Source organism: Paenibacillus kribbensis, assembly GCF_002240415.1.
GTDB classification, from domain to species: domain Bacteria; phylum Bacillota; class Bacilli; order Paenibacillales; family Paenibacillaceae; genus Paenibacillus; species Paenibacillus kribbensis.
In genome coordinates this window covers 4,737,180-4,762,577 of record NZ_CP020028.1, presented here as the reverse complement: position 1 = coordinate 4,762,577, position 25,398 = coordinate 4,737,180, and the positions used below count along the sequence as shown (strand labels likewise).

At 50.7% G+C, this 25,398-nt stretch carries 27 protein-coding genes; 19 read left to right on the top strand and 8 right to left on the bottom strand.

The features are described from left to right. Nucleotide 1: 1 nt before the first annotated feature. The 4 genes from purS to purF are packed head-to-tail and all read left to right on the top strand — an operon-like array spanning nucleotide 2 to nucleotide 4,628. The gene (purS, locus tag B4V02_RS21230; protein ID WP_014279841.1) at nucleotides 2-247 is read left to right on the top strand and encodes a phosphoribosylformylglycinamidine synthase subunit PurS; all 246 of its coding nucleotides are present in this window, start codon (nucleotides 2-4) and stop codon (nucleotides 245-247) included. 4 nt (nucleotides 248-251) lie between these two features. After that, complete coding sequence (gene purQ / locus B4V02_RS21225) at nucleotides 252-941, top strand: phosphoribosylformylglycinamidine synthase subunit PurQ (RefSeq protein WP_007428838.1); 690 nt, start codon at nucleotides 252-254, stop codon at nucleotides 939-941. Beyond that, a complete protein-coding gene (purL, locus tag B4V02_RS21220; RefSeq protein WP_094156303.1) occupies nucleotides 919-3,162 on the top strand; it encodes a phosphoribosylformylglycinamidine synthase subunit PurL in 2,244 nt (747 codons plus the stop codon). Before purQ ends, purL begins: the two co-directional genes overlap by 23 nt. Continuing rightward, nucleotides 3,147-4,628: an amidophosphoribosyltransferase gene (purF, locus tag B4V02_RS21215; protein ID WP_094156302.1), complete on the top strand. Its 1,482-nt coding sequence runs from the start codon at nucleotides 3,147-3,149 to the stop codon at nucleotides 4,626-4,628. The genes purL and purF overlap by 16 nt, the downstream gene beginning before the upstream one ends. A 28-nt stretch (nucleotides 4,629-4,656) precedes the next feature. On the opposite strand, the gene B4V02_RS21210 is transcribed toward purF, so the two are convergent. Next, nucleotides 4,657-5,079: a hypothetical protein gene (locus B4V02_RS21210; protein ID WP_094156301.1), complete on the bottom strand. Its 423-nt coding sequence runs from the start codon at nucleotides 5,077-5,079 to the stop codon at nucleotides 4,657-4,659. 201 nt (nucleotides 5,080-5,280) lie between these two features. On the opposite strand from B4V02_RS21210, the gene purM reads away from it, so the two are divergent. The 9 genes from purM to B4V02_RS21165 all read left to right on the top strand — a co-directional run bounded on the left by purM (nucleotide 5,281) and on the right by B4V02_RS21165 (nucleotide 13,717). After that, nucleotides 5,281-6,321, top strand: a complete 1,041-nt coding sequence (purM, locus tag B4V02_RS21205; RefSeq protein ID WP_094156300.1) for a phosphoribosylformylglycinamidine cyclo-ligase — start codon at nucleotides 5,281-5,283, stop codon at nucleotides 6,319-6,321. Continuing rightward, nucleotides 6,321-6,935 (top strand): phosphoribosylglycinamide formyltransferase, encoded by a 615-nt coding sequence (purN, locus tag B4V02_RS21200; RefSeq protein ID WP_094156299.1) that lies wholly within the window; start codon nucleotides 6,321-6,323, stop codon nucleotides 6,933-6,935. The genes purM and purN overlap by 1 nt, the downstream gene beginning before the upstream one ends. Nucleotides 6,936-7,041: 106 nt before the next feature. Further along, complete coding sequence (purH, locus tag B4V02_RS21195; protein ID WP_094156298.1) at nucleotides 7,042-8,589, top strand: bifunctional phosphoribosylaminoimidazolecarboxamide formyltransferase/IMP cyclohydrolase; 1,548 nt, start codon at nucleotides 7,042-7,044, stop codon at nucleotides 8,587-8,589. A gap of 99 nt (nucleotides 8,590-8,688) precedes the next feature. After that, complete coding sequence (gene purD / locus B4V02_RS21190) at nucleotides 8,689-9,951, top strand: phosphoribosylamine--glycine ligase (protein ID WP_094156297.1); 1,263 nt, start codon at nucleotides 8,689-8,691, stop codon at nucleotides 9,949-9,951. Between the two features lie 151 nt (nucleotides 9,952-10,102). Further along, nucleotides 10,103-10,780: a TetR/AcrR family transcriptional regulator gene (locus tag B4V02_RS21185; protein WP_094156296.1), complete on the top strand. Its 678-nt coding sequence runs from the start codon at nucleotides 10,103-10,105 to the stop codon at nucleotides 10,778-10,780. Nucleotides 10,781-10,884: 104 nt separating this feature from the next. Beyond that, on the top strand, nucleotides 10,885-11,742 hold the full coding sequence (locus B4V02_RS21180) for a substrate-binding periplasmic protein (protein ID WP_094156295.1): 858 nt from the start codon (nucleotides 10,885-10,887) through the stop codon (nucleotides 11,740-11,742). 83 nt (nucleotides 11,743-11,825) lie between these two features. Next, nucleotides 11,826-12,473 carry an amino acid ABC transporter permease gene (locus B4V02_RS21175; protein WP_094156294.1) on the top strand — a complete coding sequence of 216 codons (648 nt, stop codon included), beginning with the start codon at nucleotides 11,826-11,828 and terminating at the stop codon, nucleotides 12,471-12,473. Between the two features lie 14 nt (nucleotides 12,474-12,487). Further along, nucleotides 12,488-13,237: an amino acid ABC transporter ATP-binding protein gene (locus tag B4V02_RS21170; RefSeq protein ID WP_279628245.1), complete on the top strand. Its 750-nt coding sequence runs from the start codon at nucleotides 12,488-12,490 to the stop codon at nucleotides 13,235-13,237. A 54-nt stretch (nucleotides 13,238-13,291) separates the two neighbouring features. Continuing rightward, a complete protein-coding gene (locus B4V02_RS21165; protein ID WP_068505414.1) occupies nucleotides 13,292-13,717 on the top strand; it encodes an OsmC family protein in 426 nt (141 codons plus the stop codon). A gap of 98 nt (nucleotides 13,718-13,815) precedes the next feature. Here B4V02_RS21165 and B4V02_RS21160 read toward each other — a convergent pair whose 3' ends face one another. From B4V02_RS21160 to B4V02_RS21140, 5 genes are all read right to left on the bottom strand, one after another. Beyond that, entirely contained in the window at nucleotides 13,816-14,793 is a 978-nt protein-coding gene (locus tag B4V02_RS21160; RefSeq protein ID WP_094156293.1) for a FecCD family ABC transporter permease, read from the bottom strand. Beyond that, nucleotides 14,790-15,794: a FecCD family ABC transporter permease gene (locus B4V02_RS21155; protein WP_094157060.1), complete on the bottom strand. Its 1,005-nt coding sequence runs from the start codon at nucleotides 15,792-15,794 to the stop codon at nucleotides 14,790-14,792. The genes B4V02_RS21160 and B4V02_RS21155 overlap by 4 nt, the downstream gene beginning before the upstream one ends. 11 nt (nucleotides 15,795-15,805) lie before the next feature. Further along, nucleotides 15,806-16,771, bottom strand: coding sequence for an ABC transporter substrate-binding protein (locus tag B4V02_RS21150; protein ID WP_094156292.1), 966 nt, complete (start codon nucleotides 16,769-16,771; stop codon nucleotides 15,806-15,808). Nucleotides 16,772-16,932: 161 nt separating this feature from the next. Next, nucleotides 16,933-17,661, bottom strand: coding sequence for a response regulator (locus B4V02_RS21145; protein ID WP_094156291.1), 729 nt, complete (start codon nucleotides 17,659-17,661; stop codon nucleotides 16,933-16,935). Next, nucleotides 17,654-19,327 (bottom strand): ATP-binding protein, encoded by a 1,674-nt coding sequence (locus B4V02_RS21140; protein WP_094156290.1) that lies wholly within the window; start codon nucleotides 19,325-19,327, stop codon nucleotides 17,654-17,656. Before B4V02_RS21140 ends, B4V02_RS21145 begins: the two co-directional genes overlap by 8 nt. A gap of 164 nt (nucleotides 19,328-19,491) precedes the next feature. On the opposite strand from B4V02_RS21140, the gene B4V02_RS21135 reads away from it, so the two are divergent. Then, nucleotides 19,492-19,785, top strand: coding sequence for a putative quinol monooxygenase (locus B4V02_RS21135; protein ID WP_007428856.1), 294 nt, complete (start codon nucleotides 19,492-19,494; stop codon nucleotides 19,783-19,785). Nucleotides 19,786-19,829: 44 nt separating this feature from the next. Beyond that, a complete protein-coding gene (locus B4V02_RS21130; RefSeq protein ID WP_094156289.1) occupies nucleotides 19,830-20,654 on the top strand; it encodes an aldo/keto reductase in 825 nt (274 codons plus the stop codon). Nucleotides 20,655-20,769: 115 nt separating this feature from the next. On the opposite strand, the gene B4V02_RS21125 is transcribed toward B4V02_RS21130, so the two are convergent. Together B4V02_RS21125 and B4V02_RS21120 are read right to left on the bottom strand one after the other, a co-directional pair. Further along, nucleotides 20,770-21,426: an SdpI family protein gene (locus B4V02_RS21125; protein ID WP_094156288.1), complete on the bottom strand. Its 657-nt coding sequence runs from the start codon at nucleotides 21,424-21,426 to the stop codon at nucleotides 20,770-20,772. Next, nucleotides 21,423-21,734 (bottom strand): autorepressor SdpR family transcription factor, encoded by a 312-nt coding sequence (locus tag B4V02_RS21120; protein ID WP_094156287.1) that lies wholly within the window; start codon nucleotides 21,732-21,734, stop codon nucleotides 21,423-21,425. Before B4V02_RS21120 ends, B4V02_RS21125 begins: the two co-directional genes overlap by 4 nt. A 232-nt stretch (nucleotides 21,735-21,966) precedes the next feature. On the opposite strand from B4V02_RS21120, the gene B4V02_RS21115 reads away from it, so the two are divergent. The 4 genes from B4V02_RS21115 (at nucleotide 21,967) to B4V02_RS21100 (ending at nucleotide 25,398) form a co-directional block, all read left to right on the top strand. Continuing rightward, the gene (locus B4V02_RS21115; protein WP_094156286.1) at nucleotides 21,967-22,578 is read left to right on the top strand and encodes an alpha/beta hydrolase; all 612 of its coding nucleotides are present in this window, start codon (nucleotides 21,967-21,969) and stop codon (nucleotides 22,576-22,578) included. A 73-nt stretch (nucleotides 22,579-22,651) separates the two neighbouring features. Next, nucleotides 22,652-22,876 (top strand): small acid-soluble spore protein Tlp, encoded by a 225-nt coding sequence (gene tlp, locus B4V02_RS21110; protein ID WP_094156285.1) that lies wholly within the window; start codon nucleotides 22,652-22,654, stop codon nucleotides 22,874-22,876. 239 nt (nucleotides 22,877-23,115) lie between these two features. Then, nucleotides 23,116-24,408 (top strand): ABC transporter substrate-binding protein, encoded by a 1,293-nt coding sequence (locus tag B4V02_RS21105; protein ID WP_094156284.1) that lies wholly within the window; start codon nucleotides 23,116-23,118, stop codon nucleotides 24,406-24,408. A gap of 27 nt (nucleotides 24,409-24,435) precedes the next feature. Then, the gene (locus B4V02_RS21100) at nucleotides 24,436-25,398 is read left to right on the top strand and encodes a carbohydrate ABC transporter permease (protein WP_094156283.1); all 963 of its coding nucleotides are present in this window, start codon (nucleotides 24,436-24,438) and stop codon (nucleotides 25,396-25,398) included.

The window sequence follows — 25,398 nt, the reverse complement described above, 5'->3', positions numbered from 1 at the left end:
CATGATAAAAGCAACGGTCTATGTCACAATTAAGCAAAGCGTTTTGGACCCGCAGGGAGTTGCGGTGCAAGGCGCACTGCATTCGATGGGCTTCGGAGAAGTGGACAGCGTCAGAATTGGTAAGTATATGGAACTGAATCTGGATACAACAGACCGCGAGAGTGCAGAGAAGCGCGTCATCGAAATGTGCGAAAAGCTGTTAGCCAATACGGTCATTGAAGACTACCGCTACGAACTGGAGGGCTAATTCCATGAAATTTGCAGTTCTGGTTTTTCCGGGCTCCAACTGTGATATTGACTGCTATAAGGCGATAGAGGACACGGTCGGTGAACCTGTCGATTATGTATGGCATACTGCGACGGATCTGTCGCCTTACGATTGTATTCTTGTTCCGGGGGGCTTCTCCTACGGAGATTACCTGCGTTGCGGCGCGATTTCCCGGTTTGCTCCGGTAATGAAGGAAGTAGCCAAAGCAGCTGCCGAGGGCAAATATGTTTTGGGGATCTGCAACGGGTTTCAAATTTTGACCGAAGCCGGGCTGCTGCCGGGTGCTTTGCGCCGTAATCTGTCAATGAAGTTCCGTTGTCATGATACGGTATTGAAGGTTGCGAATAACGATACGCCTTTTACAAAAAATTATGCTGCCGGTGAAGAGATCGTTATTCCGATTGCACATGGTGAAGGCAACTATTACTGTGATGATGAGACGCTGGCTCGCTTGCAGGCGAATAACCAGATCGTATTTACGTATAAAGATAATCCCAACGGTTCCGTGACCGATATCGCGGGGATTTGTAATGAGCAAGGCAACGTACTGGGCATGATGCCCCACCCGGAACGCGCGGTGGACGCATTGCTTGGAACGGATGACGGCAAACGTATGTTTACATCTATTTTGAACGCTTGGAGGGATCGTCATGGCGCAGCAAGTGTCCGCTAAGGAGCCAACGGCAGAGCAGGTTGCCGAACATAAACTGTATCAGCAGATGGGTGTATCGGACAGCGAATATGCGTTGATCTGCGAATTTATGGGACGTCAGCCGAATTATACGGAGATTGGCGTATTCAGTGTCATGTGGTCAGAGCATTGTGCTTACAAAAACTCCAAGCCGCTGTTGCGTCGTTTCCCGACGAGCGGTCCACGAGTGCTGATGGGACCTGGTGAGGGTGCAGGGATTGTAGATATCGGTGACAACCAGGCGGTTGTATTTAAAATCGAAAGCCATAACCATCCGTCGGCTGTAGAACCTTTTCAAGGAGCAGCGACTGGGGTAGGCGGCATTATCCGTGATATTTTCTCCATGGGTGCAAGACCTGTAGCGGTGTTGAACTCCCTGCGTTTTGGCAAGCTGGAGAGCGACCGTGTGAAATATTTGTTCGAGCATGTGGTATCCGGTATTGCGGGCTATGGGAACTGTATCGGTATTCCGACCGTAGGCGGCGAGGTTGTATTTGATGAAAGCTATGAAGGCAATCCGCTCGTCAATGCGATGTGTGTCGGACTGATTGATCATGATAAAATCCAGCGCGGGGTGGCAAAAGGGGTCGGCAACCCGGTGTTTTATGTGGGACCACCGACAGGCCGTGACGGAATTCATGGAGCGACCTTCGCATCGGTTGAGCTGACAGAGGAATCCGAAGCGAATCGGACTGCGGTTCAAGTAGGCGATCCGTTTATGGAGAAGCTGGTCATGGAATCATGTCTGGAGCTGATCGACAGCGGTATTGTACTGGGTATTCAGGATATGGGCGCAGCGGGACTTACCTGTTCCAGTGCCGAAATGGCAAGTAAGGCGGGCAACGGTCTTGAGCTGTATCTGGATCAGGTACCGCAGCGTGAAGAAGGCATGACGCCTTATGAAATGATGCTGTCCGAATCACAGGAGCGCATGCTGTTCGTGGTTGAGCCAAAGGACGAAGCACAGGCGCTTGAAATTTTCGAGCGTTGGGGCGTCATTTGTGCCAAGGTCGGCAAGGTGACGGATGACGGTCGTTTGCGTTTGTTCCATCACGGTGAAGTGGTGGGGGATATGCCAGTGACGGCGCTGGTAGACGAGTGTCCGATTTACGACAAGCCTTCCGAAGTTCCTGCTTATTATGAGCAAAATGCTGCCGTTGACACATTGCGTTACCCGGAAGTGACTGATTTGAACGGTGCGCTGAAAAAGGTGCTTTCATCGCCAAGTGTAGCCAGCAAGAAATGGGTATACGAGCAGTATGACTACATGGTTCGCACTAGCACAGCCGTTCGTCCGGGCTCGGATGCGGCTGTAGTGACCGTACGCGGCACCCGCAAGGGACTTGCGATGACCACGGATTGTAACGGACGTTATGTATACCTTGATCCAGAGGTGGGCGGACGGATTGCAGTCAGCGAAGCAGCGCGCAACATTGTATGCTCCGGCGGCGAGCCTTTGGCGATTACGGACAACCTGAACTTTGGCAACCCTGAAAAGCCGGATATTTTCTGGCAAATGGAAAAAGCCGTGGACGGGATGGCAGAAGCTTGTCGTGTACTGGATACCCCTGTCATCGGGGGTAATGTCAGCTTGTACAACGAAAATGCCAAAGGTGCGATCTATCCGACGCCTGTTGTCGGTATGGTGGGACTGGTACATGATACGGATCACATTACAACCCAGGGCTTTAAAGCTGAAGGCGACGTCATTCTCCTGGTGGGAGAAACGAAGGCCGAGCTGGGAGGCAGTGAGTTTCAGGCTGTCGTACACGGTGTCTCCGAGGGACGTCCGCCTGAGCTGGATTTGAACGTAGAGAAAAACCTGCTGACTGCGGTACTGGGAGCGATCCAGGCCGGATTGGTACAATCCGCGCATGACCTGGCAGAGGGTGGATTGGCTGTAGCCCTTGCGGAATCCGGCATTAGCGGCGGATTGGGAGCGCAGATTAACGTGGAAACGTCTTTGCGTCCTGACCATGCTTTGTTCAGCGAAAGTCAATCTCGCATTTTGTTATCCGCATCGCCGGATAAGGCGTCTGCACTGGAAGCACATCTTCGTGGCTTGGGAGTTCCGGTTACCGTATTAGGTACGGTTGAAGGAACACAATTGACAGTTGAGGTGAACGGACAACCCGCTTTGAACGAGGCAGTCGCCAGCTTGAAGCAAATCTGGGAGGATGTCATTCCATGTCTGATGAAATAACAGCACGGACGTTGTGGACTGGAGATTATTATAATGAAGGCTCTGGTAAAGAGGGGCTGTTTGATAAATTAAAAGAGGAATGCGGCGTGTTTGGTGTATACCGACACTCCGATGCGGCTTCTCTTGCCTATTACGGATTGCATGCGCTCCAGCATCGCGGGGAGGAGAGCGCAGGCATCTGTGTAAGCAGTGGGGATGAGTTCCATTATCACCGCGGGATGGGCCTTGTTAAAGAAGTGTTCAATAAAGATTTGCTGGCTTCGCTGACAGGCGACATTGCCATCGGGCATGTACGCTATTCGACAAGTGGAGACAGTAAGCTGACGAATGCCCAGCCCTTGGTGTTCAAATATCGTGATGGTGATTTGGCGGTAGCCACGAACGGTAATATCGTAAACGCCTTGCAAATCCGGCAGGAGCTGGAGCAGGGCGGGTCTATTTTTCAAACGACCAGCGATACAGAGGTCGTCGCGCATTTGATCGCCCGGTCGTCCAAGGATTTGGTGGAGGCTGCCAAGGATGCATTGAAACGCATTGTCGGCGGGTTTGCTTTCCTCATTATGACCAACGACAAGCTGCTGGTTGCTTCTGATCCCAACGGCTTGCGTCCGTTAACGATGGGCAGGCTGGGAGATGCTTATGTGTTTGCTTCCGAGACCTGTGCTCTGGAAACGATTGGAGCAGAACTGTTGCGCGATATCGAGCCGGGTGAGCTTCTGGTGCTGGATAAAGACGGCTTGCACGAAGACCGTTACACGGAAGAGAAGCAGCGTAAAGCGCTGTGTGCGATGGAGTATATTTATTTTGCTCGTCCTGACAGTGATTTGAACGGGGCTAATCTTCATGCCGCACGCAAACGGATGGGCAGCCAACTGGCTTTGGAAGCTTTTGTCGATGCGGATTTGGTGACCGGCGTACCGGATTCCAGTATTTCGGCCGCAATTGGTTATGCCGAGCAGACAGGTATTCCGTATGAGCTGGGCATGATTAAAAATAAATACACCGGACGTACGTTCATCCAGCCAAGTCAGGAGCTGCGCGAGCAGGGTGTGAAAATGAAGCTGAGCGCTGTACGCCGCGTCGTTGAAGGTAAACGCGTCATTATGATCGACGATTCCATCGTCCGGGGCACCACGTCCCGCCGAATCGTGAATATGCTGCGGGATGCGGGCGCACTGGAGGTACATGTACGTATTACCTCGCCGCCATTCAAAAATCCGTGCTTCTATGGCATTGACACGCCGGATCGTCGGGAACTGATCGCTTCTTCCAAAACCGTCGAGGAAATTCGTCAAGAGATTAACGCCGATTCGCTCTACTTTATGAGCGCCGAGGGCTTGATTGCCGCTGTAGGCGGACATAACGAACAGGATTATAAAGGCGGCTTGTGCCTGGCCTGCTTCGATAACGATTATCCGACCCAGGTGGATTTCAAAGGCGAAGAAAAGTTCGGATGTAGTTGTTAAGAAAAGGGAACAAAAGAGATACAGGCGGCTATGGTACCAGTACGGCTGAAGGTGGTTCTGAGGGGGCCACTCCGCGTGTGGAAGGTTCTTCCGATCGCTGTTGCCGCTGGATTCCTGGATTGGAATAACCCCTTTCAGGGTTGGAATCCAGCGGCAAAGGCGAACGCTTTCGCTTCTCCAGAATCCTTCCACCCGCTGCGTTCCTCAGTTGTACATCCCTTTGCAGCAGTGCCTGTACCTCTTCTGTTCCCACGGGGAAGAGGACGGAAAGGCGTGAGCCAGCAAAGCGAAGCTCACCAGCAGGCAGGGCGAAGCTGCCTGCCCCAAAGGGCAAAGAAGTGAGCCGCCCGTTGGCGCCGCTCACTTCTTTGCCCGGCACGTCCCCGCCTTTGCGAAGCAAACAGCCCGGGACGTGCCCCGCCGCCGCTGCGAAAGGCGGCAAACGCAGCAAAGCGTGTCCTTGTCATTTGCGGGAATAACCCGCAAAAATGACAATGGAAAACACGCGACTCACAGCACGAACCATACACCAAGCAGCACCCAACCCTACGCATCTGACCGACTCTTGAGGGGTCCAGGGGGAGCAGCCCCATGGAATCCTCCCTGTTAGGGAGGACTTAGGAGGGTCAATCATTTGAAGGAGTGTTCATGAATGTCCGAAGCATACAAAAATGCAGGAGTAGATATCGCTGCCGGTAATAAAGCAGTAGAACGGATGAAAAAGCACGTCAAGCGTACCTTCCGTCCCGAAGTGCTGACCGATTTGGGCGGATTCGGTGCGCTGTTCGGCCTGAATAAGGATAAGTACGAGGAGCCTGTACTCGTTTCCGGTACGGATGGAGTCGGCACGAAGCTGAAGCTTGCTTTCGCGATGGATCGCCATGACACCATTGGCATTGATGCGGTTGCGATGTGTGTGAACGACATTGTCGTTGGGGGCGCAGAGCCGCTCTTTTTTCTTGACTACCTCGCCTGTGACAAGGTTGTACCAGAGAAAATCGAAGCCATTGTCGCCGGAATTGCCGAAGGCTGCCACCAATCAGGTTGTGCACTGGTCGGCGGCGAAACCGCAGAAATGCCAGGCATGTACAGTGATGGTGAATACGATATTGCCGGATTCACTGTCGGCATTGTGGACAAGAGCAAAATCATTAACGGCAGCTCGATTGCTCCCGGAGACACCGTGATCGGACTGGCCTCCAGCGGAGTGCACAGCAATGGATTCTCACTGGTTCGCAAGCTGTTGTTAGAACAGCAAGGGTATAGTCTGCATGATGAAATCGAAGGCTTGAACGGGAAGCTGGGCGATGTACTGCTGGAGCCAACAAAAATCTATGTGAAATCCGTTTTGGCATTGCTGGATAAGGTAAAAGTAAAAGGCATGGCCCACATCACAGGTGGCGGTTTTATCGAAAATATTCCTAGAGTGTTGCCGGATCACGTTAATGTGGATATACAATACGGTGCTTGGCCGATTTTGCCAATCTTCCAGCTCATGCAGGAAAAAGGCGCAATCTCCAACAAAGACATGTTTACGACCTTTAATATGGGGATCGGATTGGTCATCGTTGTAGGGCAAGAGGATGCGCAGGCTGCATTGAATGTACTGAAAGAGCAAGGCGAGGATGCTTATGTGATCGGGAAGGTAACGGAAGGCAGCTCTATCGTGACCTTTACGGGAGCTGAGGTGTAATGAGCAGCTACCGGGTTGCTGTTTTTGCGTCAGGCGAGGGAACGAACTTTCAGTCATTGGTAGATGCGGCTGCGCGTGGAGAACTGGGCGGCGCATCTATAGAACTGTTAATCTGCGACAAGCCTGCGGCTCCTGCTGTAGCCCGAGCAGAGAAAGCCGGGATTGCTTGTCATACGTTTCGACCCAAGGAATATGCTTCAAGAGAAGACTATGAGCGTGAACTGGTGGCTCTGCTGAAGCAGAAATCGATTGATCTCATCGTGTTAGCAGGGTATATGCGTTTGCTATCTAGTGTCATGGTCGATGCTTACGCCGGAAAAATCATTAATATTCATCCGTCACTGCTTCCTGCATTTCCTGGGAAAGATGCTGTCGGACAGGCGCTGGCCTATGGAGTCAAAGTCAGTGGGGTCACCGTTCATTTTGTCGATGGAGGTATGGATACCGGGGCGATTATTGCCCAGCGTGTGGTAGAAGTACACGATCATGCTACAACGGATACGTTATCTGCAGCTATTCAATCCGTGGAACGCCAGCTCTATCCGGAAGTGGTTGGCAGACTGGCTCAAGGCAAAATTCATTTGGATGGTCGCAAGGTAGTTTCACTTCTCTAAAGGTGATTGTAATTTGTCATATCATTGTCATATCAAGAATGCTGTATAAGCATTTTCCGATATTTCTCGGGAAATAAATTGATAAAGAGCTAAAGGAGGAGACAGGGTGACTATTAAAAGAGCACTCGTTAGTGTATCGGACAAACGGGGGATCGTGGAGTTTTGCCGCGAGTTGTCCAAATTAGGTGTGGAGATCGTTTCGACAGGGGGAACGAGCAGCTTGCTGTCGAAGGAGGGTATTCCTGTTATCGGTATTTCAGAGGTAACGGGATTTCCTGAAATTATGGACGGGCGTGTTAAAACGCTCCATCCTGCGGTACACAGCGGCTTGCTGGCTGTTCGGGATAATGAAGAACATCAGCGGCAGATGAAGGAGCTTGGCTTGGGTTATATTGATCTGGTCGTTGTGAATCTGTATCCTTTTGCGGAAACGATCGCCAAACCCGGTGTAACCTACGAGGACGCAATTGAAAATATCGACATCGGCGGTCCAACCATGCTGCGTTCTGCGGCGAAAAATCATGCTTTTGTAAGTGTGGTAGTCGATGCCGATGATTATAGTACGGTGCTTGAGGAAATCCGTAAGGATGGAGATACGGAGCTGAATACCCGCAAGCGTTTGGCAGCAAAGGTGTTCCGTCATACGGCTGCATACGACGCTTTGATTTCTGATTATTTGTCGAATGTGACAGGCGAGCCTTTGCCTGAGCGTTACACGGTAACCTATGAAAAAATTCAGGATTTGCGTTATGGCGAAAATCCGCATCAGCAGGCGGCTTTTTATCGTCAGCCACTCGCGGCGAAGGGTACGTTAACAACAGCGAAACAGCTTCACGGTAAGGAGCTGTCCTACAATAACATCAACGATGCGAACGCAGCTCTGCAAATCGTCAAAGAATTCAGCGAACCGGCCGTGGTGGCGGTAAAGCATATGAATCCTTGCGGCGTGGGAATCGGAGGCAGTATCTATGAAGCGTACGGCAAGGCGTATGCGGCTGATCCAACCTCCATTTTTGGCGGTATCGTAGCGGCTAACCGGATTATTGATGGCGATACAGCGAAGAAGCTGAGCGAAATCTTCCTGGAAATTGTACTGGCACCGGGCTTTACGAAAGAAGCGCTGGAGATTTTGACGAAGAAGAAAAATATCCGCTTGCTTGACTTGGGTGAGATTTCCCCGTCTCAACAAGCGGAGAGCCGTTTTGTTGTAACTTCGATTGAAGGCGGCATGGTCGTGCAGCAAAATGACATTCACGCTGTAGACCCGGACGCACTTACGGTTGTAACGGAGCGAGCGCCATCCGAGGAAGAGCTGAAGCAGCTTTTGTTTAGCTGGAAAGTGGTTAAGCATGTGAAATCCAACGCTATCGTGTTAGCGGCAGACAATATGACCATTGGCGTGGGCGCGGGACAAATGAACCGTGTCGGAGCTGCCAAGATTGCCATTGAGCAGGCTGGAGAAAAAGCCAAGGGAGCGGTGCTGGCATCCGATGCATTCTTCCCGATGGGCGATACGCTGGAGCTGGCAGCTAAAGCAGGCATTACAGCAGTCATTCAGCCGGGCGGCTCCATCAAGGACGAAGAATCCATCAAGGTTGCTAACGAATACGGCATTGCAATGGTCTTTACAGGCGTGCGTCACTTCAAGCACTAATTTGCATTAGCTGAGGATGCAGCAGCATTTTCACACCTGAGGATTTTGCAAAAATCCTGGACCTGAATGATCATCATGGAAGCGGGAGGAATTACCTGAATGGATATTTTGGTTATCGGAGGGGGCGGCCGCGAGCACGCAATTGTGTGGGCGCTGAAGAAAAGCCCCAAGGCCGGGAAAATCTATTGCGCGCCAGGCAATGCCGGCATTGGACAGTTAGCGGAGTGCGTTCCGATTCCGGTGAGTGAATTTGACGCGCTGACAGAGCTGGCGGAAGCCAAAAAAGTCGGGCTGGTCGTGGTTGGCCCCGATGATCCGTTGGCCGACGGCATTGTGGATGCCTTTGAAGCGAAAGGTATTCCCGTATTCGGGCCGCGTAAAAATGCAGCAGAAATCGAAGGCAGCAAAATCTTCATGAAGGATTTGCTGCACAAATACCATATTCCGACAGCCACCTATCGCAAGTTTTATACCTATGAGGAAGCACATGCCTACTTGAAGGAACAGCCGATTCCAGTGGTCATCAAGGCAGACGGACTGGCAGCCGGCAAAGGGGTAACGGTTGCCTACTCGATGGAGGAGGCAGACAAGGCTCTGTCCGATATTATGGTAGCGAAGGTGTTTGGAGAAGCGGGTGCACAGGTCGTGATCGAGGAATTTCTCGCTGGACAGGAGATGTCGATTCTGTCCTTTGTGGATGGTGAAACGGTTCGGCCAATGGCAGCGGCGCAAGACCACAAGCCGATTTTTGATGGGGATAAAGGGCCGAATACCGGAGGTATGGGCACCTATTCTCCATTGCCGCACATCGCCAATTCCATTATTGAAGAAGCCATCGAGACGATTATTAAGCCGACGGCCAAGGCGATGGTTGCTGAAGGACGCCCATTCCGGGGGGTTTTATTCGCTGGATTAATGATTTCGCCGGACGGCAAGCCGAAGACGATTGAGTTTAACGCGCGTTTTGGTGATCCGGAAACACAGGTTGTACTGCCGCGTCTACAATCCGATCTGCTCGATATTTTTCTTGCGGCCGTGAACGGTACGCTGGATCAGGTGGAGATTGAGTGGAAGGACGAAGCGGCGGTGTGCGTGGTGCTGGCTTCCGGGGGTTACCCCGCTTCCTACGCCAAAGGTATACCGATTCACGGACTGGACCAGGCAGACGAAGCCATCGTGTTCCATGCCGGAACAGGCATCAATGAGCAGGGTGAGTGGGTAACGAACGGCGGACGCGTATTGGGTGTGGTCGGCTTGGGACGTGACATTGCCGAGGCACGGGACAAAGCTTACGAGCAGGCGGAGCGTATTACCTTTGAAGGCAAGCATAACCGTACAGATATTGCAGCAAAAGCACTGTAGTAGCAGAGCTTTATAAAAAAAAGAGGGTCTCTTCGGAGGTTCTCTTTTTTTGTTGTACGCAAAGGATGGAACTTGTTTGACAAAAGTATACTTATCCTATAGGATTAAAAATACAAAACTGACTGACTGATCAATCGGGAGGAGGAAACCTATGCTGCCACGGAAGGCGAAGCAGTCCAAAACCGTCGCGAATGAGCAATCTGCTGACCGTGCTGGAGAAGAAACAGACCGCAGAACACAGCTTCTCCACATTGCGTTGAAGCGATTCGCTGAGCACGGGTACCATCAAACGAAGATTTCAGATATCGTGGTGGAGGCTGGAGTAGCCCAGGGCACGTTTTATTGGCATTTTAAAAGCAAAGAGGCATTGGCGCTGGAGATTATTGCTACAGGCCGTGAACAGCTGCTGTCAGCGATAGGACAGGGTTATCGCCGCGATGCGGGAACGCTGGCTGATATGGTTAAGGCTTCCGAAGCGCTGTTTGTCCGTTTATTTGATTTTGCATTGGAGAACCGCCATCTGATGGGCTTGCTCCTGAGTGGCAGCGGCGTCGATGAACCAGTGCGCCAGAGTATCCGCGAGACAAGAATCGCGATGGAGCTGGCATTCCGGCGCAATATGGAAAGAGCGATCGAGCTGAACATGCTGCCTGCCGAGCTGGATGTTGAATTACGGGCGGCATTACTCATGAGTATGATTGAGGGCATCATTACACGCTGGTTATTCGGTTCCGAGGGAACACATGACCATATGATGCAGACAACAGCTAAAAGATTGGCGGCAGAGGCGGCCAGCTTTGAATTTTACGGATTGTTAGGTCAAGGCTAGATGGTCAATATCGCATGAATTGGCAGTAGGCGACAAATAATATAGTCAAATTACACATATGCACTCAATCATTTACATCCAGACAGGACAGGAGAGAACGATTTATGAAAACACGTAAAAGAAGGTTCTTGGTAACGACACTGATGGCTTTGGCATTGTTTAGCCTTGTGCTGAGCGCTTGCGGAACGAGACAGGATGCTTCCGGCACCAGCAATGGAGCGGGCAGCAGTAATGCGGCAGCGGGGAACCAGCTTGAAGCGATCAAGAAGGCCGGTGTGATCAAGGTCGGTATGATGGGGACCTATCCACCGTACAATTTTTTGAATGATAAAAAAGAACTGGACGGGTTTGATGTAGATATTGCCAAAGAATTGGCGAAGCGGATTGGCGTGAAGCCGGAGTTCACGGCACAAGAATTTTCCGGGCTGATTCCAAGCTTGCAAAAGAAAAAATTCGATGCGGTGATCAGCCAGGTTACGATTACAGAGGATCGTAAAAAGGCAATTGACTTCACAGAGCCTTATATCACAAACCATGTAAACATTATCGTCAATAGCAAAACTAATGATATTACCAAGCTGGAGGATTTCAAAGGCAAAACCATTGGTGTCGGCCTGGGGACGAATGATGAGTCTTATCTGCGTAACGAAGTGCTGCCAAAGGTAGGCGATTTTGAGATCAAAACATATGATGATGTCATTACTTCCTTAAAGGATCTGAACTCTGGCCGCATTGACGCAACCATTAACAATCTGTATGCACTCAAGCCTATCGTCGACAAAAATGGCTTCCAGATTAAAGCGGTAGGTGAGCCAATTAAATCCGACCAAGCAGGTGTAGCTATTAACCAAAATTCGCCTGAGCTTAAAGATGCCTTGAACAAGGCTCTGAAAGAAATGAAGGAAGACGGCACCTATAAAACCATCTTCAAAAAATGGTTCGGTGAGGAACCAAAAGAATAACGCAAGCCTGTGAAGGCGTCTGGCTCCGGTTCTGGCTTTATGCTGACACGGAGCCACTCGTCTGAAAGAAGGGAATATAACCGATGCTTGAATTAATGTGGGAAAATGTCCCTTTTTTGTTGAAGGGCGCTTATTATACGCTGTATATTACGATTGTTTCTATGTTTTTTGGCTTAATCATTGGCTTGATAGTGGCTATCGCCCGGTTGAAGGGGAACCGCCCCGTCCGATGGCTGGCACGCAGCTATGTATCTATCATCCGGGGGACGCCCGTTTTGGTACAGATTGCGGTTATTTATTATGGGTTGGATGATTATGGAATATCGTTCGGATCTCTGACGGCTGCTTGTCTTGCACTTAGTATTAATACGGGGGCGTACTTATCGGAGACGTTTCGTGGAGCTATTTTAGCTGTCCCGCAGGGGCAGACCGAAGCAGCCTATGCAACGGGCATGTCGCCTGGTCAAACAATGTGGCGTATCATTCTTCCGCAAGCGGTACGTATTGCGATTCCTCCGATGGGGAATACGTTTGTTGGCATGCTGAAGGAAACGTCGCTTGTCTCGTTCATCGGGGTTAGTGAATTAATGCGGCAGGCACAGCTTTTACAGGCGCAGTATCTGCGCTACATGCCGTTTCTGCTCGAAATTGGCCTGATGTACTGGATTATGAGCATTGGATTCTCCGCTATACTGGAGCGGGTGGAAAAGCGTCTGGCTCGAGCTTATTAAGGTGGAGATGATGGATGATGATAACAACAAACGGATTGGGGAAACGATTCGGACAAGTAGAGGTTCTGAAAAGCATTGATTTTCAGGTGGCCGCTCGTGAAATCGTTGTGTTGCTTGGTCCGAGCGGCTCGGGTAAAAGTACCTTGCTGCGTTGCTTGAACGGATTGGAGGAGCTGACTTCCGGCAAATTTGAGGTAAACGGGATCGGGGTCGATGCCACTGCTCCTCTTCGTACACGTCAAGCAGCTATTCGTGACATTCGCAGACAGACGGGCATGGTGTTTCAGCAATTCAATTTGTACCCGCACAAAACCGCCATTGGCAATGTCATTGAAGGATTGGTAACGGTGAAAAAAATGACGCGCGACCAGGCCATGTCCATCGGACAACGGTTGCTGGAGCGTGTGGGTTTATCAGATAAGCAGGATGTACATCCTGCGCGTTTGTCCGGTGGGCAGCAGCAACGGGTAGCCATTGCACGTGCGCTGGCGATGGACCCGGCGATCATGCTGTTCGACGAGCCGACATCGGCGCTTGATCCCGAGCTGGTCGGGGAAGTGCTGAGCGTCATGCGGGAGCTGGCTCAAGAGGGAATGACGATGGTTGTCGTCACCCATGAGATGAAATTTGCCCGTGAAGTGGCGGACAAGATTGTATTTATGGCAGATGGTGTTATTTTGGAGGAGGCTGCACCACAGGCATTTTTTGAGGCGCCCCGGCACGAGAGAACACAAAAATTTTTGCGCCAGATTAGTGAGTTTTGAGACAAGAATGACGGTTGATTATAGATGATTAAATGAGAAAGAAGGCTTTTAATTATGAAAGTATCTACAACTTGGCATGGCAAACGGGCGTTTACTTCGGAGGGACCATCCGGATATTCGGTTGGAATGGATGCTACGGCTGCTTATGGCGGTGATGGTAAAGGTATGACACCAATGGAGCTGCTGCTGGCGGGCCTGGCGGGGTGTATCGGTATTGATATCACGATGATTTTGGACCGTTTCTTGTCGGATATTACCCGAATTGATATTGACGCAGAAGGTACGCGCAAGGAACAAATGCCAACAGGCTTTACAGCGATTGATCTGACGTTCCATGTGGATGGAGATATTCCGGATTACCGTGTGTGGAAGGCGATTCAGATGGGCAAGGAAAAATATTGTGCAGTATCTGACTCCTTAAAAGCGGACATTCGTATGCACCTCATTTTGAATGGAGTAGAAGTACCGAAACCAGCATAAGTGCGGGAGGCCAATAAGGAGAGCCAGTAAAGAGAGTCATTATAAAGAGAATCAGCTTGTGTCATGTACAGGCTGACTCTCTTTTTTCTTTTAATTTCCTACCCGTTTCCTTTGGACTTGCGTTCCCGCAGCAACAGATATAGAAAATAGGGTGCGCCAATGATGGCTGTCACGATGCCGGCGGGAATTTCGAGCGGCGGCTTTAAGCCTCGTCCCAGCGCGTCTGCGAGGACGAGAATCAGGGCGCCGATCATCGCCGCGCCGGGCAGCAGGTAACGGTGGCGGTTGCCAAACAAGCGGCGTGCCAGATGCGGTGCCAGCAGGCCGATAAAGCCGATGGAGCCGATGGCAGCGACACAGGAGGCAGCCAAGGCCACAGACACGGCTAGCAGCCCCGTACGCATGCGTTTTACGCTAAGCCCTAGCCCAGCCGAGCTTTCTTCATCCAGGCTCATAATATCCAGCTTGCGCTGCAGCATATAGGCGAGAGGCAACAGGACGAGCAACCACGGCAGTAGTCCGTAGACTTCGTCCCAGCCCTTGCCCCAGAGGCTTCCAGCCAGCCAGGTCAGCGTATCGCTAGCTTCGAGTGGATATTTGACCAGAATGTAATCGGTCGCAGCCTGAAAAATAGCGCCTACCGCCAGCCCGGTCAAGGCCAGCATATTGGGGCGCATGCCGCCCTTCATCGACAGCTGTACGAGCAGCAGCGCGGCCAGCCCGGCTCCGACGAAGGCGGCTACAGGCAGAAGCGCCACCGGGGATGAGGGCAGCAGCACGATGACGAGGACCGCCGCGAAGCCGGCTCCCTTCGATACGCCCACCACGTCCGGCGAAGCCAGCGGGTTGCGGATCATGCCTTGCAGCAGCACTCCGGCTACCGCCAGTCCTGCTCCGGCCATCATGGCCAGCAGACCGCGAGGCAGTCGATAGTGGTGAACGATGAACCACGATGAGGCATCGCGGTCAGTCAAAGCTGCGAGCAGCTCGGAGGGCGTAATGTAGGTGCTGCCCACACCAATGGCCATAAAAGAAACACCCAGCATTAGCGCGAGTAAAATCCACAGCTTTTTCATCGTGAAGCCCTCCCGTTCTTGTGTGCCAGATATAAAAAGAAGGGCGCGCCGATCAGCGCTGTTACAATGCCAACGGGCGATTCATACGGAAATGCGATAAATCGTCCGAGCACGTCTGCATATGTCAGCAGCAGGGCTCCGCAGATCGCAGACAAGGGGATAACCCGTTTGTAATTGTCACCCGTGAACATCTTGATGATATTCGGCACCATCAGGCCTACAAAGCCAATGGAACCGGCCACCGCTACGGCAGAGCCTGCCAGCATAATAACCGAGGCCGAGGCCAGCAGACGGACAAGCCGTACATTTTGTCCCAATCCCTGCGCGACCTCTGTTCCGAGGCTCAGCACGGACAGTGAGGGAGCCAGTGCCAGCGCAAGGATCATGCCGATGGCGAACCAGGGCAGCACCAGGCGTGTATCCGCCCACGTGGACCCGTCAATGGCTCCGGCGAGCCAATACAGCACATCGGATATTTGCTCGTTGAACACGAGCAGTCCCTGGGTGACGGAGGCCAGCAGCAGATGCACGGCCATCCCGGCCAGAGCCAGCTTGACCGGCGTCATGCCTGCCGTTCCGGCCAGTGCATATACGAAGGAGCCGCCCGCGATCGCCCCGGCAAAAGCAAAATAAATGCTGCCGGACGATCCGATATTCGGCAGCAGCACGACGGACAGCACGACAGCCAGCGAAGCGCCCGAGCTGACCCCGAACACCTGCGGCGAAGCCAGCGGGTTGCGTGTGATGGCCTGCATTAGTGCTCCGGCCACGGCAAGGCCGGCCCCAACGATCAGGCCAATGACGGCACGCGGCAGGCGGACCGTCAGGATAATGAGCTGATCCTTGGACGGATGCTCAGTGAACAGCGCAGTCAGCATGGTGGGGATGTCCATCCTGACCGGGCCAATCGCCACGCTCAGCAATAGTCCAGCCAGCAGCGCCAATAGAAGTGCAAAGAAGACCGGCTTATTCAGCCGGTCGCGTGAGACCTGTCCGATCAACGGGAGGCGTCTCATTTGCTTTGCGCGGGATACAGAAGCGATATGGCTTGCTCCAGTATTTTCTCGGCTGAGCCGAGTCCGCGGTACCGGGTCCACAGTGCCCGGTTCACTTCGTAAACTTCCCCTTTTTTGACAGCCGTAATGTTTTGCCACAGCGGATTTTGCTTCCATTCTGAAATCAGCTTCTCATCAGCTTCCACCAAGAAGATCACGTCCGGATCAGCTTGTGCAATTTGCTCCAGTGTCAGCTTGACAGTGGGCTCGCTTGTGTTTTGAAGAGCATTGTGGATCCCCGCTTGCTCCAGCAGCTGTCCATCAAAGGATGAAGCTCCGTGAGCGGATAGTGAATCAGAGCGGAATACCCCTAGCAGTACGCTGCGTGGCTCTCCGGCTTTAATTCCTTTTTTCAGCTCTTCCATTTTAGCTTTATGTGCAGCTAAAATCTGTTCGCCCTTTTCCTTCTCGCCCAGCGCATCGGCAATGACACCGAAGGATGCCAGATTTTGTTCATAGGAGGAGTTGCGGCTCTTCAGAACAATGGTGGGAGCAATCTCACTTAGTTCTTTGTATATGCTTTTATGACGGTTCAGATCGGCAATGATTAAATCAGGCTTCAAGGAGCTGATCGTTTCCAGATTCGGCTGCTTGCGCGTGCCTACAGGCGTGAAGTCGATTTTCTTGCCGAGTAATCCATCAATATCATCGTCATTTTCCTGGGCTATCCCGACAGGTGTTACACCCAACTGGGTTGCGGCATCAACAAAAGAGAATTCCAGCGTTACGATTCTTTTCGGTTTACCTGTAATTTTGGTTTCTCCCATCTCATGCTTTATGATTCGGGTATCGCCTGTTGCTTGAGATGTTGCTGCGTTGTTATCTTTTGACTGACTGCCACATCCCGCTATAATAACCGTTAGCAGTGCAAGGATGGCTGCAAGCAGCATACCTGTGCGTAGTGGTTTCTTTGGTGATGCCATATGTTGTCCCCCGTTCCAAAGTGTGCTTTTCATATTTATTGATAATCATTATCAATTAACCAACTGTTGACCATTCTAGCAATCGGGAGGAGGGACGTAAACAATGTGTTCATTTAAACTATTTTGGCTGATAAAGTGAATTAAGTTCATTAAAATTACGTTTATTCATTTCCCCGCTGCTGCCGATAGATCCGCTCCGGTCTACCGACGGTACCGTATACCTGATCGTGGTGAGCGTCACCACTTTCTACCAGGTGTTCCAGGTATCTTCTGGCTGTGGAACGACTCATGCCCAGCTCGCTCCCCACCGTCCCCGTAGTCAGTTCGCCCCGACGATTCAGGAGCTCAAGCACCTTGTCGCAGGTTACTTTGTCAATGCCCTTGGCCCACAGCTCTCCCACTCCGGTGCCTGTCATCCGACCAGTACCCGCGTTTTGAAGCAGACTGTCAATTTCGGCTTGCTCCACCGTCGATGGCTGCTCCTGCCATGCCTTGACCTGTCGCTGAAAACGGGCATATTCCTCCAGCGTGGCACGCAATCTTTCGAATACAAGCGGCTTCACGATAAAATCAAACACGCCTGCCCGAACGGCTTGTACCACGGTTTCAGCTTCTTTGGCGGCAGTCAGCATAATGACATCTGTGTCCGGATAGTGTTGCTTGATGAACGATAGCAGCGTTAGACCGTCCGTATCAGGAAAATAAACATCCAGCACGACCAAAGGCGGACGCAGCACGTCCAATTGCAGCTTTGCCTCAAATTCGTTCGTTGCTATTGCACATACGGTGAATCCGTCCACCTTTTCAATAAATCGTCGGTTAATCTCCGCAATTCGCGGATCATCTTCAATAACAAGCACCTCAATATCCGATAAAACCCGCTCATTCATGGGTGTAGCCTCCTTTTGCCTCATCACTCATTACTGACGTATTTAAAGGTATGCGTATTTTAAAAAGGGTACCTCCACCTGTCCGTTCATGTACTTGGATAGAGCCGCCCATTCGCTCTGCATACTCGTGCACGAGAGCAAGGCCATACCCGTGTCCTGCTTCTGTTTTGGTCGATGCCCCTTTGACAAACAGCTTTCCCCGGATATCCTCTGAAATTCCCGATCCATTGTCCGCAACCTCGATAATTATGGCTTCATCCGTTTCTTCAAGCCGGAACCAGACCTGGCCCTCCGGGATTGAAGGCATCGCGGCAGCTTCCATGGCGTTATCCAGCAGGTTTCCGGCCATGGCAGCAAGAAGCGACCACTCCAACGTGGGGGATAAGGCAGAGAATACCCCGCTAACAGTAGAGTGTAATACAATCCCCTTGTCCAGCGCTTGTTTTTTCTTGCCGATCAGCAAGCTGGCGATGATCGAATCAGGTAAAGAAGTAGAGGCATTGGTCCTGTGCATGCGATATTGTTCCGATTCCTGAGTAATGAAGTCCACCGCTTCGTTATAACACTCCAACTGAATCAAGCCGGAGATGAGATACAGTCGGTTGGTGTATTCATGTGTTTGTGATCGCAGCATTTCCGCATAATCTTTGACCTCGGTCAACTGCCGCGTCATGCGGAGCAACTCTGTTTTGTCACGCAGACTGGCAACCGTGCCCATTCTTTGCCCCGAGCGATCCTTGATCGGTACACGGCTGACGACTACGACTCGTTGCTGCACCTCAATTTCCTCATTGAATACGAGTTGTTCCTGGCCCGGCTTCATTTTTTCACTATTCACGATGAAATCTGCAACAAGCACATCTGCCAGTTTACCTGCGGCACCCGGTAAGTGACGAAGCTCGCAACCGTCTATGGTAGTTTCCGGGGGAAGACCAAGCAAGCGGATGGCTTGCGGATTGGCAAGTGTGACTTGTCCACTGCGATTAACCGCGATAATCCCTTCGCCTATGGATTCGAGAATGGCTTGCTTTTCCTGGTACAAGCGTCCAATCTCCACTGGCTCCAGCCCGTGCAGTTCCCGGCGTACCCTCCGCGCTATTAGCAGGCTGCCTAGCATGCCGATCATAAGCGCACCCACCATGAACCACAGCCATGCATAGGTGTATGTACGGATATTTTGCTCCACATCCGTCATTAGGAAACCTACAGAGATGAGCCCGATGGCCTTGCCTTGCCCATCATAAACTGCCGTTTTGGCCCGGAGTGATCGCCCGAGAGAACCCGTTGATTCCGTGATAAAGGACTGTCCTTGCAGCACCTTATCATTCATGGGATCTAACATAGGCGTGCCGATGCGCTCCGGATTGACATGCCACTGCCGGATGAGATGGCGATCAGCAATGGTAATAAAATCAGCGCCGCTGCTGGCTTGGACTGGCTTCACGGCCTCCTTGATTCGCAAGCGCAGCTGCGTCGTGTCCGTCTGCTCCAGAGCGTCCCGGACCTGCGCATCTACCGCAAGCGTATTGGCAACGGTCAGCGCCCTTTTTCCGATCTCTTCGTATAGAGCGGAGGTGATCATATATCGAAAGGATAATCCCAATAGCCCGGTAACCACCAGCACTAAAAGGGAGATGAATACCATTAGTTTTGTCTGAAAACGCACATGCCTTCACCGCCGTCAAGCAAGATATAGGAGGAGCCGATCAAGCTGTTCATCTCCTCCAATACGATCCATTTTACTGTATTACAGGAACAGCCGCACTTTTAATCTGTCGGATGAATGGTCTATAATAGAAAATAGTTACATAATATGAGGAGGACGATATCATGGTTATTATTCATGCTGATATGAAAGTTTTACCAGAAAAAAGAGAGGTCTTTCTGCAACAAACTCAGGGATTGATCAGCGCATCACAGGCCGAAGAAGGCAATGTACGCTACACGCTGATGCAGGATCTGAATGATCCCAACGCATTTACGATGGTCGAAGAATGGAAGGATGCAGCCGCTGTAGATTTCCATAACAAGTCTGCCCATTTCCAGGCATTTGTTGCCGTGGCTAAGGAATTGTTGGCCGCTCCGCTTCAAGTGAATGCTTTTCAGGATGCAACCAAACTGTAATCATCCCGCGGATAAATCATAATCAGGAATAGGAGGAGATAGACATGGGGAACATTGCGGATACAACTGTACTGAATAACGGAGTTCAGATGCCTTGGCTGGGTTTTGGTACATATAAGGCCGAAGGCAATGAGGTTTACGAAGCGGTCAAAATAGCCATAGAGGCTGGCTACCGCAGCATTGATACGGCGGCGATTTATGGCAATGAGGACCTGGTCGGACAAGCCATTCGAGATAGTGGAGCGGACAGAGAAAATCTGTTCGTTACCACCAAGCTATGGAACCAGGATCAGGGCTACGATTCAACACTGCGTGCCTTCGAGGAAAGCCGCAAGCGGCTGGGTCTGGACATTATTGATCTGTACCTTATTCATTGGCCTGGCAAGGACAAGTACAAGGAAACCTGGAAGGCGTTCGAACGCTTGTATGAAGAGGGAAGTGTACGCGCTATCGGAGTAAGCAACTTCCAAGTTCACCATCTCGAAAACCTCCTGAAGGACAGCAACGTTGTACCTGTCATCAACCAAGTGGAGCTTCACCCGCGTCTGACACAGCAAGAGCTGCATCAATATTGCCGGGAGCACCAGATTCAGCTTGAATCGTGGAGTCCACTGATGAAGGGTAAACTGACAGAACAGGCGGATATCGTTGAGATTGCTGCTAAATACGGCAAAACCTCGTCGCAGGTCATTTTGCGCTGGCATCTGGATCGGGGCATCGTGACGATTCCCAAATCTGTAACCGCCCATCGTATTCGCGAAAATGCCGATTTGTTCGATTTTGAACTGACGGCAGAGGATATTAACCGAATCAATGCACTTCATCTGGATGAGCGTGTAGGCACTCATCCAGATAAGCTGTTGTTCTAATATTTAAATATACAAAGGAACCTCCCAATCTGCGTTAACCGTAGCCGGGAGGTTCTCTTTTTATGCATCGGGATGGTCTCATAGCTTTTATCCCTGTCCGTCTGGATCGAGATGCCTACTGATGATTTAATTTGCGATGCAGGAGGAAGGAGTAGAGGATGGGGGCGACGACGGATATACCCAGTCCGGTGAGAAAAATGACCGTTCCCGCTACTCCACCGACCCATGCCGCCACCAGGCCCGAAGCACCACCAAGCATCATCATAGGCCCGCCGAAACGGTGCGTTTTACGCCATACCTCCGGGTTCGACAGCGTCCACGGTGTGCGGATGCCGAAGGTAAAGTTCGGCTGTACCTGAGTCAAATAATTACCCAGCACCAGCAGCATCAGGCCTATTGCCCCAAGAACTATAGTATTCATTTGCAGCAGTACATTCAGGTTGTACAACAGCATGCCCCAAGCGGCTATAGCGAGTATAACGGCAAAACATGTACGCATGACTTCGTAGGCTTTGGAAAATTTTTCGTAATTTGCTTTGTTTGGGTCCATGTAGCGGGCTAATCGCAAGAGCAACGGTAAGAGCCCCAACAACACCAGCATGAAAATAGCGACATTTTTATCCATTTGCCTGTCAGCCATGTTGTTAATGTTAAAATGTGTAGCCATCGTATCGGGCAGACGGTTGTAGAGCAGCAGCGCACCCAAAGCGGGTGACAGGGCGAGCAAAGTCGTTAAAACATCCATAAAGCTCCATCTCACAGGTGATTTCATTCAGATTCCTCCGTATTCTTGGTTTCCTTCGAATTTTGTTTTACAGGGGCATCCGATTGGGCGATGCTGAACATCCAGCCGATGACATCGGCTACAACCGTTGTATGCAAGGTGTAAATAATGCTTTGTCCCTGCCGCTCATCCAGCACAAGTCCTGCCTGCTTTAGCAGATTCAGATGGTGGGATATGCTGGGCTTGCTGATTTGAAAATGCTCGGCGACATCGCCTGCGCTCATGCTTTTCTCTTTCAAAAGCTGCAATATTTTGCGCCGGGTCGGATCGGCCAAGGCTTTAAAGGCATCATTCAAAGTTTGCTCACTCCTTTAGATATTTAGATAATTCTCTAAATGTCTAATTCGATATTAAAATAAATGCAGGGCACGTGTCAACAGACAAACACATGTATTAAAAAAAATGTTCAGCCTGGGACCGACATTTCCGTTTGTAATTAGAGGTAAAGCGCGTTATAATTTAATTGTACAAAAATAAGATTCTCAATATTGAATTAATAAAAAGAATATTTTTAAGGAGGAAATAGATATGAAACACGTTTTCCGTAAAGGAAGTAATCCACAAGCCCCGGTGATATTGCTGCTGCACGGTACCGGCGGGAATGAACAAGATTTGCTGCCATTGGCAGATTTGGTTGCACCAGGAGCATCTGTGTTAGGCGTGAGGGGAAATGTGCTGGAAAATGGGATGCCTCGTTTCTTCCGCCGTTTGGCAGAGGGAGTGTTCGATCTGGAGGATCTTGTATTCCGCACCAAAGAACTGAGCGAATTTGTGGATACGGCTGCGGAGCAATACGATTTTGACCGCAACAACGTCGTAGCTCTTGGGTATTCCAATGGAGCGAACATAGCGGCCAGCATGCTCTTTCACGATGCCAAAGCGCTGCGCGGAGCCATTCTCCATCATGCGATGGTGCCGTTGCGCGGGCTGCAATTGCCGGACTTAAAAGGTGCCCCTGTATTTCTGTCTTCCGGTGAAAATGATCCGATCGTTCCGGTTGCGGAATCCCGTGAGCTGCACGCTTTACTGGAAGGGGCCGGAGCTCAGGTGGATGCATATTGGGAACGCAATGGTCATCAATTAACCCGTACAGAAGCCGAAGCCGCAGGGAAATGGTTTGGAGAGCATTTTAATGCATAAAATGGTCTGATATCGTTCAAGCTACCGATTAGCGCTCCAATGAGCGATTCCATAATCAGGAGGCGACAACGAAATGGCAAAACCGGATAATCGGGCCGATAATGTAGAGCATTTGCAGCAAAGTATTCAGAATACACAACAGAATCTTCATGAAGCTGAAGGGTATCTGAACGAATTTTCCTCTGAAATCAGCAACGAGGAGCGCAAGCAAATCGAAGAAAAAAATAATCGCCGCAAAGAAAGTATTAGAGCGTTTCGAGAAGAAGTGAAGGACGAAGCAGCACATGCTCAAGAGTAGTTAAAAAAGCGCGACCCAACGCCGAATTTCAATGGTGCTGGGTCGCTTTTTTATGCAAAAAACATCATAATCCCATCCAATTCATTTTTCCCCTATAATGCAATGGAGACGCTAGTTCTGCGCTAAAAATGAACTTTTATAAATAATGTTGTTGTAAACGAATTAGGGTTGATGTTAAATAATAAAAGAAAGCGCAATCATTAGAAAATCATTTTGTCATCATGCGAAGGGGGAAGGATATGCTGCTGCGAAGAAAAAGCATGGCGTTGATGCTCATGGCGGTGGTTTTAATGGCTGGACTGCTGCAAGGTTGTTCCTTCAAGGCCGACGAACAGGATGGTCCGGGAACAGAACTGGTGTTGTGGACGTTTAACGAACTGCATGAGAAGTTTTTTCTGCAAATGGCTGATCAATGGAACCAACTGCACCCTGATGAACAAATTAATTTGAAAGCGAATACATTTCCTTATGACAACCACCACAGCAAGCTATCGATTGCGTTGCAATCGGGGGTGGGGGCACCGGATATTGCGGATATCGAGGTGAACAAGATCGGCAACTTCCTCAAAGGGATACCGCAGCTTGTCCCGCTCAATCCGGTGATTGACCCGGAGATCAACAACATTGTGCCTTCCAGAGTACAGATTTACGGAAAAGACGGCAAGTATTACGGCATTGATTTTCATGTCGGGGCCGAAGTGATGTATTACAATAAAGAAATTTTGGACCAGGCGGGGGTAAATCCGGATTCCATCGTTACGTGGGCAGATTATGCTGCGGCAGGCAAGCAGGTCCTGGCGAAAACAGGCAAGCCAATGGCGACCGTGGAGACAAATGACCTGTGGAACTACTGGCCGATGATTTCCCAGCAGAACTCGGATTTTCTGGATAACAAGGGCGAGCTGACACTGGATAACGAAACGAATATCAAAACGCTTAAATTTCTTCAGCAGATGGTGAAGGACAAAATCGCTATCCCAGCACCTGGCGGTGGACACCATATGGAGGAATACTACGGGTTTATGAACAAAGGCGGGGCCGCTTCGGTGTGGATGCCGATGTGGTATATGGGACGCTTTACGGATTATATGCCTGACCTGAAAGGGAAAATCATCATCAGACCGTTGCCGGCCTGGGAAAAAGGCGGCTTTCGCTCAGCGGGTATGGGCGGAACCGGCACGGTGGTCACGAACCAATCGAAGCATCCGGATTTAGCCATGCGCTTTTTGGCCTTTGCCAAGCTGTCCAAGCAAGGGAATGTGGAGATATGGAAGCAGCTTGGTTTTGATCCCATCCGCAGTGAGGTATGGACGATGCCGGAGGTCAAAGCCAAGAACAAATTTACGGACTATTTCGGACCGAATATTTTTGACACACTCATCGAAGTAAAAGACGAAATCAATGCGGTGCATATCGGACCGAAAACGCCTGATATCGCCAGTGCGGTGCGCAATAAAATACTTTATCGGACACTGCTGAATGGCGAAGACCCAGCCACAGTGCTGCATGAGCTGGCAGATGAACTGAGATAGACCCCAACAGGAAAGGGAGTGAGATCTATGGCAACGCCCGTTCATACGAACGCTAATGTACCGACAGGTCAGCCGCCACAAACTCAGCGTCCGACCAGAAGTCAATGGAGCCGCTTTATTCATTCCAGCCGTACGGCACCGTATGTGTTTGTCCTTCCATTTTTATTGTCCTTTGCGCTATTTTTTGCTTATCCGGTGATCTCGACGGTCATTATGAGCTTTCAGGAAGTGCTGCCGGGCATCACAACGTATGTTGGATTGGAGAATTACAGGGACTTAATGAATCCTACGTTTGGAAAAGCGATACTGAACAGCGTCCTGTACACGCTGCTTACGCTGGTCGTGCTGATTCCTCTGCCGCTGGTACTGGCGGTATTGCTGAATTCGCCCAAGATGCCGGGGAGAGGGCTGTTCCGCTCGGTTATGTTCATACCAGCACTGACCTCGGTGGTGGTGGCAGGCACCATTTTCCGGCTCATGTTCGGGGAACTGGATGGTTCCTTGATGAATTCCTTATTGGGCGTATTCGGTGTGGAGCCGCATAAATGGCTGATGAATGCCAACACCGGTTTTTTAGCGTTGATTGTGTTGGCTTTGTGGAGATGGCTGGGTGTTAACATGCTGTATTACATGTCGGGATTGCAAAACATCCCCCCCGAGCTGTATGAGGCTGCACAGATTGATGGAGCCAGTCGGTTTGCTTCCTTTTGGCGGATTACGATTCCTATGCTCAAGCCAGTGACGATCTACGTATTTACGATTAGTATTTACGCGGGCTTGTCGATGTTCACTGAGAGCTACATGCTGTGGAACGGAAATAACTCCCCGAATGATATCGGCTTAACGATTGTTGGCTATCTCTATCGCCAAGGTCTGGAACAGAACAGTATGGGCTTTGGAGCTGCGGTGGGTATTGTATTGCTCGTATTTACATTAGTGCTGAACCTGATCCAGCTCAAATTTTTCGGCATGTTCCGGAAGGAGGATTAA

What these genes read in the sequence shown, in the direction of transcription:
- B4V02_RS21170 (WP_279628245.1), top strand. Translation starts at nt 12,488, where the DNA reads ATGATGATAACAACAAACGGATTGGGGAAACGATTCGGACAAGTAGAG.
- B4V02_RS21180 (WP_094156295.1), top strand. Translation starts at nt 10,885, where the DNA reads ATGAAAACACGTAAAAGAAGGTTCTTGGTAACGACACTGATGGCTTTG.
- purF (WP_094156302.1), top strand. Translation starts at nt 3,147, where the DNA reads ATGTCTGATGAAATAACAGCACGGACGTTGTGGACTGGAGATTATTAT.
- B4V02_RS21145 (WP_094156291.1), bottom strand. Translation starts at nt 17,661, where the DNA reads ATGAATGAGCGGGTTTTATCGGATATTGAGGTGCTTGTTATTGAAGAT.
- B4V02_RS21150 (WP_094156292.1), bottom strand. Translation starts at nt 16,771, where the DNA reads ATGGCATCACCAAAGAAACCACTACGCACAGGTATGCTGCTTGCAGCC.
- B4V02_RS21135 (WP_007428856.1), top strand. Translation starts at nt 19,492, where the DNA reads ATGGTTATTATTCATGCTGATATGAAAGTTTTACCAGAAAAAAGAGAG.
- purS (WP_014279841.1), top strand. Translation starts at nt 2, where the DNA reads ATGATAAAAGCAACGGTCTATGTCACAATTAAGCAAAGCGTTTTGGAC.
- B4V02_RS21130 (WP_094156289.1), top strand. Translation starts at nt 19,830, where the DNA reads ATGGGGAACATTGCGGATACAACTGTACTGAATAACGGAGTTCAGATG.
- purQ (WP_007428838.1), top strand. Translation starts at nt 252, where the DNA reads ATGAAATTTGCAGTTCTGGTTTTTCCGGGCTCCAACTGTGATATTGAC.
- B4V02_RS21185 (WP_094156296.1), top strand. Translation starts at nt 10,103, where the DNA reads ATGCTGCCACGGAAGGCGAAGCAGTCCAAAACCGTCGCGAATGAGCAA.
- B4V02_RS21105 (WP_094156284.1), top strand. Translation starts at nt 23,116, where the DNA reads ATGCTGCTGCGAAGAAAAAGCATGGCGTTGATGCTCATGGCGGTGGTT.
- purL (WP_094156303.1), top strand. Translation starts at nt 919, where the DNA reads ATGGCGCAGCAAGTGTCCGCTAAGGAGCCAACGGCAGAGCAGGTTGCC.
- B4V02_RS21115 (WP_094156286.1), top strand. Translation starts at nt 21,967, where the DNA reads ATGAAACACGTTTTCCGTAAAGGAAGTAATCCACAAGCCCCGGTGATA.
- B4V02_RS21165 (WP_068505414.1), top strand. Translation starts at nt 13,292, where the DNA reads ATGAAAGTATCTACAACTTGGCATGGCAAACGGGCGTTTACTTCGGAG.
- purM (WP_094156300.1), top strand. Translation starts at nt 5,281, where the DNA reads ATGTCCGAAGCATACAAAAATGCAGGAGTAGATATCGCTGCCGGTAAT.
- B4V02_RS21175 (WP_094156294.1), top strand. Translation starts at nt 11,826, where the DNA reads ATGCTTGAATTAATGTGGGAAAATGTCCCTTTTTTGTTGAAGGGCGCT.
- tlp (WP_094156285.1), top strand. Translation starts at nt 22,652, where the DNA reads ATGGCAAAACCGGATAATCGGGCCGATAATGTAGAGCATTTGCAGCAA.
- B4V02_RS21125 (WP_094156288.1), bottom strand. Translation starts at nt 21,426, where the DNA reads ATGAAATCACCTGTGAGATGGAGCTTTATGGATGTTTTAACGACTTTG.
- purN (WP_094156299.1), top strand. Translation starts at nt 6,321, where the DNA reads ATGAGCAGCTACCGGGTTGCTGTTTTTGCGTCAGGCGAGGGAACGAAC.
- B4V02_RS21160 (WP_094156293.1), bottom strand. Translation starts at nt 14,793, where the DNA reads ATGAAAAAGCTGTGGATTTTACTCGCGCTAATGCTGGGTGTTTCTTTT.
- B4V02_RS21100 (WP_094156283.1), top strand. Translation starts at nt 24,436, where the DNA reads ATGGCAACGCCCGTTCATACGAACGCTAATGTACCGACAGGTCAGCCG.
- purD (WP_094156297.1), top strand. Translation starts at nt 8,689, where the DNA reads ATGGATATTTTGGTTATCGGAGGGGGCGGCCGCGAGCACGCAATTGTG.